This window comes from uncultured Campylobacter sp. (assembly GCF_938045595.1).
In the GTDB taxonomy this organism is placed as follows: domain Bacteria; phylum Campylobacterota; class Campylobacteria; order Campylobacterales; family Campylobacteraceae; genus Campylobacter_B.
The window spans coordinates 1-6128 of the sequence record NZ_CALIBB010000014.1 but is presented as its reverse complement, the minus strand read 5'-3'; the positions used below and the strand labels follow the sequence as shown (position 1 = coordinate 6128).

Genomic DNA, 6128 nt, shown 5'->3' with positions numbered 1-6128 from the left:
GTTTATCAAACAGCGCGAGATCACGCTTGCGTTTTTGGCGAGCAAGCGGGCGGCTAAATTTATCCAAAACAAGGCGATTTCCAAGATCCGCGATAGCTTCCGCGTAAGCAAAGCCGAAAAAGATGCGCTTTTGAAATATAAAATTTAGCCGCGGCGGCAAGCGGTGGAAGCGAAATAAGCTAAAATTAGGCGCTGCTTCGAAACCGCAAGTTTTAAAACGTAAAATTAATCCTAAGGAGAGAAAATGTTTAGCAAAGAGTTTTTGGAAATTTTAAATTACGAATGTGCCGTGGGCATCGCTACTTGCGCGCACGGCGAGGCTCATATCAGTAACACGTGGAATAAATATCTCGTTATCAAAGAAAACCGCATTCTGATACCTGCTGCGGGCATGAAAAAGACGCAAAGCAATGTGCAGATTAATCCAGACGTCGAGCTTAGCGTCGCAACGAAGGAGCTAGCAGGCAGGTTCGGAGCGGGGCGCGGCTTTGTAGTGAAGGGCACAGCGCGTTTTATTGATAGTGGCGCGGAGTTTGAAGAAACGAAGGCGAAATTTCCGTTTGCTACGAGGCTACTTGAAATCACGGCTAGTAGCGTAAAACAGGTGCTGTAAGCCAAGCGGCGCAGTTTGGGTGGAATTTACGGATGAAATTCCCGATGAAATTCCGCCGCGAGCTTTACGATGGAATTTTGCCGTGAAATTTTATCGATGGAATTTTAAAATTAGTAAAATTTTATTGACGAAATTTTGCTTCGCCGTAAAATTTTAAAGCGGGCGAAATTTTAAAGTTAATAAAATTTCAAAGCCTGCAAAATTTCGAAGTTTGCAAGATCCGTAAGTCTCGCTCAAATTTTTAGAGCATAAATTTGCGTATTGAAAGGAAAAGTATGAAACGATTAGAGGGCAAAACCGCCGTAATCACTGGCGGAAGCGACGGCATAGGGCTTGGCATCGCAAAGTGTTTCGCCGAAGAGGGCGCAAATTTGATCCTGCTCGGCAGAAGCGAGGAGAAATTAAAAATCGCGCAGGAGGCATTGGGCGGTTACGGCGTGAAAGCTTACGCGATAGAGGCGGATTTGGCGCAAAGCAAAACGATAAAAGGCCTTTGCGAGCGCATTTTAGCGCTACCTCTTAAGATAGATATCCTTATAAATAACGCCGGGTTGGGAAAATTCGTACCGTTTGAGGCGACCGACGAAGCGCTGCTGGATGCCCATCTAAACCTAAACGTCAAAGCGCCCTATCTGCTTACTCAGGGGCTTTTGGGCGCGCTTGCGGCTAGCAAGGGCTGCGTGATAAATATCTCGTCGTATTTTGCGAACCGAATGCTCGTGGGGCGCACCACGACGGCGTATTCGATCACCAAAGGCGCGCTAAATTCTTTCACTAAATCGCTTGCCTTCGAGGTCGGCAAACTCGGCATTCGCGTTAATGCCATAGCGCCAGGAAGCGTGCTGACGCCGCAGTTTGAGCGAAATTTAAGCGCGCTTAGCCCGCAGGGGCGCGAGGCGTTTGAACAGATGGTGCAAAATATCTATCCGCTCGGCAAAATCGGCAGCGCGCAGGACATCGGCGATGCGGCGGTGTTTTTGGCGTCGGATGCGGCGAAATGGGTCAGCGGCGCGATATTTGCGATAGACGGCGGGCTTACGACGAATTAGCCGCGATTGGGCGGAATTTTGGGCGCGGGTTTTGAAATATAAAATTTTACAGAAGCGAATTCCGCCTCGAGAAATTTTACTCGTAGAATTCGCAGCGGCAAATTTGCAACGAAATTTAGCCGTGTAGAATTTTACGGCGACGAATACTGCGCGTGAAATTTCGCAGCGAAGAAAACGCAGAATTCCGCAAGCTGCGCGAATTACAACGCAAATTTTAAAATTTTCATTGTAAAATTTTGCAGCGTGCGGTTTAGGCGGAATTTTACGGAGCAAAATTTCAAGTTGCGGCAAAATGGCGCCTGCGGGGCTAAATTTAAAAAGTGAGCTTAAAGCAGGTTTGAAATAATTAGAAATTAAACGAGATTGGAGATGGTTTGAGGGTTTTGTTTCTAGCGATTTTAGCGGTGTTTTTGCTCTCTTGCGCGGCGCTATTTAGCTCGTGCGCGGCTCCGCTGGCGCCCGCTGGCAACGCGCTTAGCGTATACGACATCTATTCCGTAGCGCGCGACCGCCGCAGCGTGAGCGAGGTCGCCAGCGACAAACTCATCCAGACTAAAATCCAAAGCAAAATTCTATTTACCAAAGGCCTTAGCAGCTGGGATTTGGAGGTCGAATGCTTCTACGGCGAGGTCTATCTCATCGGGCTTCTGGATAGCGAAGCGATGCGCGAGCCGTTGCTTACTTTAGCTCGGCAAACCGAAGGCGTGCGGCGCGTGCATACCTATCTGCGCGTCAAAAAGCCCGAATATCCGTGCAATTCGTTTGAAATTTTTACAAATTTAAAGAAAAATCTCTTTTCCGACACCGACGTTTCGGGCACTGCGGTGCGCGTGGCGATCGTGGGCTGCGACGTGGTATTTAGCGGCGTAGTAACGGACATCGAGCACGAAAAGCATGCGATCTGGTACGCGACGCACGCGCCCGGGGTGCAGGACGTGTATTCGTTCCTGCGCGTGGTGAAGGAGTAGGGGCTTTGCGGTTAAATTTGATCGCTTCGGCAGGGCAAATTTAACCGCTTGCGGCGGGCTAAATTTGAGGATATGCCAGATTTATTTCAGCTCGTTTGCGGGGCAATCAGCGTGTATGAAATTAAAATTTTATCGGCGCGCAAGATAGCTGGGAATTTTAAAATTTGGCTCACGAGCGCGAGCATTAAGTAAATTTAAAGCCGCCTCAGACGATAATTTCGCAGATGAAATTTACGCCGCGAGCGCTCGCCGAAAAGTAGCGCTCGGTGCCGATAGAAAGCGCGCCCTGTTTAAATAGCGACCAAATCAGAGGCGACGCAAGCGAGCAAAATTTAAAGGGCTGCGTTTTTAAAAGCGCTAAATTAAAAGTGAGCCGCCGAGCTAAATTTAAACGTAACGCGCGCATTGCGAGCTAAAATGAGCTAAATTTAAAATCGCGTTGCCGTTATCGGCGAAATTTCAGCGACATGACGCGAGCGCTCGTGCTAAAACATACGATCAAAATGCCCAAGAGGGCGCAAAATTCAGTAAATTTAAGGAGAGAAAATGAGCCAAAGCCAAAAATGTACGCACCAAACCGCGTGCGAGCTGCCTAACGTGAGGCTGATCAAGCACCCGCTGATCGAGCATAAGCTCACGATCTTGCGCGATCGGGGGACCGATCCGTTTCAGTTCCGCATGCTCGTCGATGAGATCAGCTACCTGATGATGTTTGAGGCGACGCGCGATCTGGCGCTGCGCGAGGTGAGCGTGCATACGCCCGTGGCGCAAACCAGCGCGTATAAGCTCGCCACAAAGATCATGATCTGCCCGATTTTGCGCGCCGCGCTGGGGATGCTAGATAGCGTATTTAAGCTTATGCCCGATGCCAGCGTAGGATTTTTAGGCTTTCAGCGCGACGAAAAGACCGCACAGGCGGAGTTTTTTTACGCCAAACTGCCCGCAGACGCCGCAGAGCGCACCGCAATCATCATCGATCCGATGTTTGCGACCGGCGGCACGGCGATCGATGCGGTGAAATTTCTGCTGAAAAACGGCGTCAAAAAGATCAAATTTATCTCCATCATCGCAGCGCCCGAGGGGCTTCATAGATTTAGCGAGATCTACCCGCAGGTCGAGGTTTTTACCGCGGCGATCGACGAGAAATTAAACGAGCAAAAATATATCGTGCCGGGCCTCGGAGACGCGGGAGATAGGGTGTTTAATACGCTGTGAGTTTACGCGGCGAAGGGCTTTGCGCTGCGTTAAATTTGCGCGGACAGCATTTTATGCGGCGATAAATTGATCGGCAGCAAACTTTACCGGCAATGGAATTTTACGCGATGCGAAATCTATTTAACAAATATGCGAGTTGTCGCCGCTCCAATAAATTCGGTAGGGCGCGTATTTTTTACAGCACGCGCAATACGTAGTGAAATTTTAAATTTCGCAGCGCTGTAAATTTGATGTGCTTTAAAATTTTAACTCGTCGTGGAATTTCCGGTATTTTTGGAATTTATCAAATAAAATTTTAGCTCCGCGATGTATAAAACACGTAAATTTCAAAGTAAGAAAAAAAGCAAAATAGGGCGGTGAAATTTTATTATCTCAGAATTTTGTCGTAGAATTCTACCCGCGTAAGATTTTGCGGGGAATTCGCCGCGTTAAAACCATGCAACAGAGCGGGAGCAAAATTTTAAAATTTAATCCTGCGAGTTGCAGTGTGAAATTTTACAGCTGCCCGCACTGCAATATCACCATTTTCAAACTGCCTCCGACCTTGCTATCGCACCGCGCGCGGTTTGAAAAAAAGTCCGAGTAATCGCGTCTTTTAGACGTAGCGTCAAACCTCGTTACCGCCCATGAAATTTATCGAGCCGCAAAATAGCAAGTTTAAAGCCGCCGTATTTTGCGATCAAGAGCGATTTTGCGCTGAGCCGTGGAAATTTTGCGCCGCTATGCCGCTTTAGGCGCGATTCCGCCCTACCGCCGCCCAGTGCGAGCGTGACGAGCGCGAAATCTTGCAACCCGCAGTGAGCTTCGGTAAAATTTCAAGTAAGGGCAAAATTTCGCCGCTATAAATTAAAATCGTCCTTAGGCTCGGGAGAAATTCTAAAATAGCGGATGGGGGTAAAATTTTATCGCTAGTCCGTATGTCGGGCTAGAATTTAGGCAAAATGTCGATAAATTTTGGCTCGCAAAAGAGCCTACCGCTTCGCAATTCTAACTACGCAAAATCACGCTCATATTAGCGTCGTAGCGCCCGCACTGCAAAATTTTACAAAAATCGTGCGGCGAAATTCTTATTTCAGCAATCCGACAAAGAAGCAGGGCGGCGCGTCGAGAGTATGCGAGGAGTAAAATTCTTACCCCAAACGATCCACGCCGCGCTAAAATAAAATTTAAAATTTAGCGAGCAAAATTTTGCCTTACTTCACTAGTCCCGCTTCCCTTAAAAAGCAACTCGGCTCGTAATTAATCTTTCTGATCTTATCAAATTTCGCGTAGCTTAGCACCAGCTCGTCGCGCGCTCTGGTGACCGCCACGTAAAATAGCCGCCGTTCCTCCTCCAGGCTGCCGCCCATCGCTATTAGCTTGAGGTTCGGGAAGCGGTTTTGCGCCAGATCGATGAGATAGACGCTGCAAAACTCAAGCCCCTTGCTTGCGTGTACGCTGAGCAGATTTACCCCCTCGCCCTCGCTCATCTCCTTTGCGCCCAGGGTTATGAAGTTATAAAAGCTCTGCGGATCCGCGTATTTGCCGGCGATCTGCTCTAAAATGCCGCATTTATCGTAAATGCGAGCGGTCTCGTCCTTTTTGCGCTCGTCGTCTATCTTGCCGTTTTTTAGCGTCGCGCGCTTTGTCGCGATGAAATCCGCCACAAGCGCGAAAAGGCGCGAGTTTTTGATCTGCGAGATGAGCGTAGCAGACCTCGCAACTGAGCCGCTTTTTTTAAAAATTTTATAAATTTCGTGCAAAAATACGGCGCCGCCCTCGGTGATTTTATTGTGTTTTAGAACCGGGTGCGAGCGAAAAAACTCGTCAAATTCCAAAGCTTCAAAGCGCGATGCCGAGCCGATAATATCGACATCGTCAAAAAGCCCGAGCTGATAGTTTTTCCTCTTTTTTTCAAAAATTTTAACGCTCTCGTCGGGGCGCAAAAGCCCTGCGTGAATGCTTCCGTGCCCAAGCGCGATTAACGCATCGAAAAGCTCCTTGCTTAGCGCGCTGCCGACGCCTCTTGCGTATTCGCACGTGCTCATAAAGGCCATCATATCTTTTGGGTTTATTATCATCGCGAAGATGTCCGTAAAGGCCTTGATCTCGCGGCTTTCAAAAAAGCTCACGCCGCCTTTTCGCTTCGCGCCGATATCGAGCTCCTTAAGCGCGACCTCGACGCCGTCGGCGCTGGAATTATTGCGAAAGATGACGGCGATCTTTTCGCGCGGAGTGCCGCTTTGCGCGATCTGTGCGGCTACGTGGGCGTATTGTGCCGCCGTATCGTCGTAAACATGCAGC

General features: G+C 48.7%; 5 protein-coding genes. 4 read left to right on the top strand and 1 reads right to left on the bottom strand.

Annotation, left to right across the window (positions count from 1 at the left end; translation table 11 throughout):
• Positions 1 to 244: 244 nt before the first annotated feature.
• The 4 genes from Q0340_RS00435 to upp all read left to right on the top strand — a co-directional run bounded on the left by Q0340_RS00435 (position 245) and on the right by upp (position 3845).
• On the top strand, positions 245 to 613 hold the full coding sequence (locus Q0340_RS00435; RefSeq protein ID WP_298081705.1) for a pyridoxamine 5'-phosphate oxidase family protein: 369 nt from the start codon (positions 245 to 247) through the stop codon (positions 611 to 613).
• Between the two features lie 275 nt (positions 614 to 888).
• Positions 889 to 1662: an SDR family oxidoreductase gene (locus Q0340_RS00430; protein WP_298081704.1), complete on the top strand. Its 774-nt coding sequence runs from the start codon at positions 889 to 891 to the stop codon at positions 1660 to 1662.
• A 374-nt stretch (positions 1663 to 2036) separates the two neighbouring features.
• The gene (locus Q0340_RS00425) at positions 2037 to 2630 is read left to right on the top strand and encodes a BON domain-containing protein (protein ID WP_298081703.1); all 594 of its coding nucleotides are present in this window, start codon (positions 2037 to 2039) and stop codon (positions 2628 to 2630) included.
• 588 nt (positions 2631 to 3218) lie between these two features.
• The gene (gene upp / locus Q0340_RS00420) at positions 3219 to 3845 is read left to right on the top strand and encodes a uracil phosphoribosyltransferase (protein ID WP_298081706.1); all 627 of its coding nucleotides are present in this window, start codon (positions 3219 to 3221) and stop codon (positions 3843 to 3845) included.
• A gap of 1193 nt (positions 3846 to 5038) precedes the next feature.
• On the opposite strand, the gene Q0340_RS00415 is transcribed toward upp, so the two are convergent.
• The coding region (locus Q0340_RS00415) for a 3'-5' exonuclease (RefSeq protein ID WP_298081702.1) at positions 5039 to 6128 on the bottom strand (1090 nt) is incomplete at its 5' end.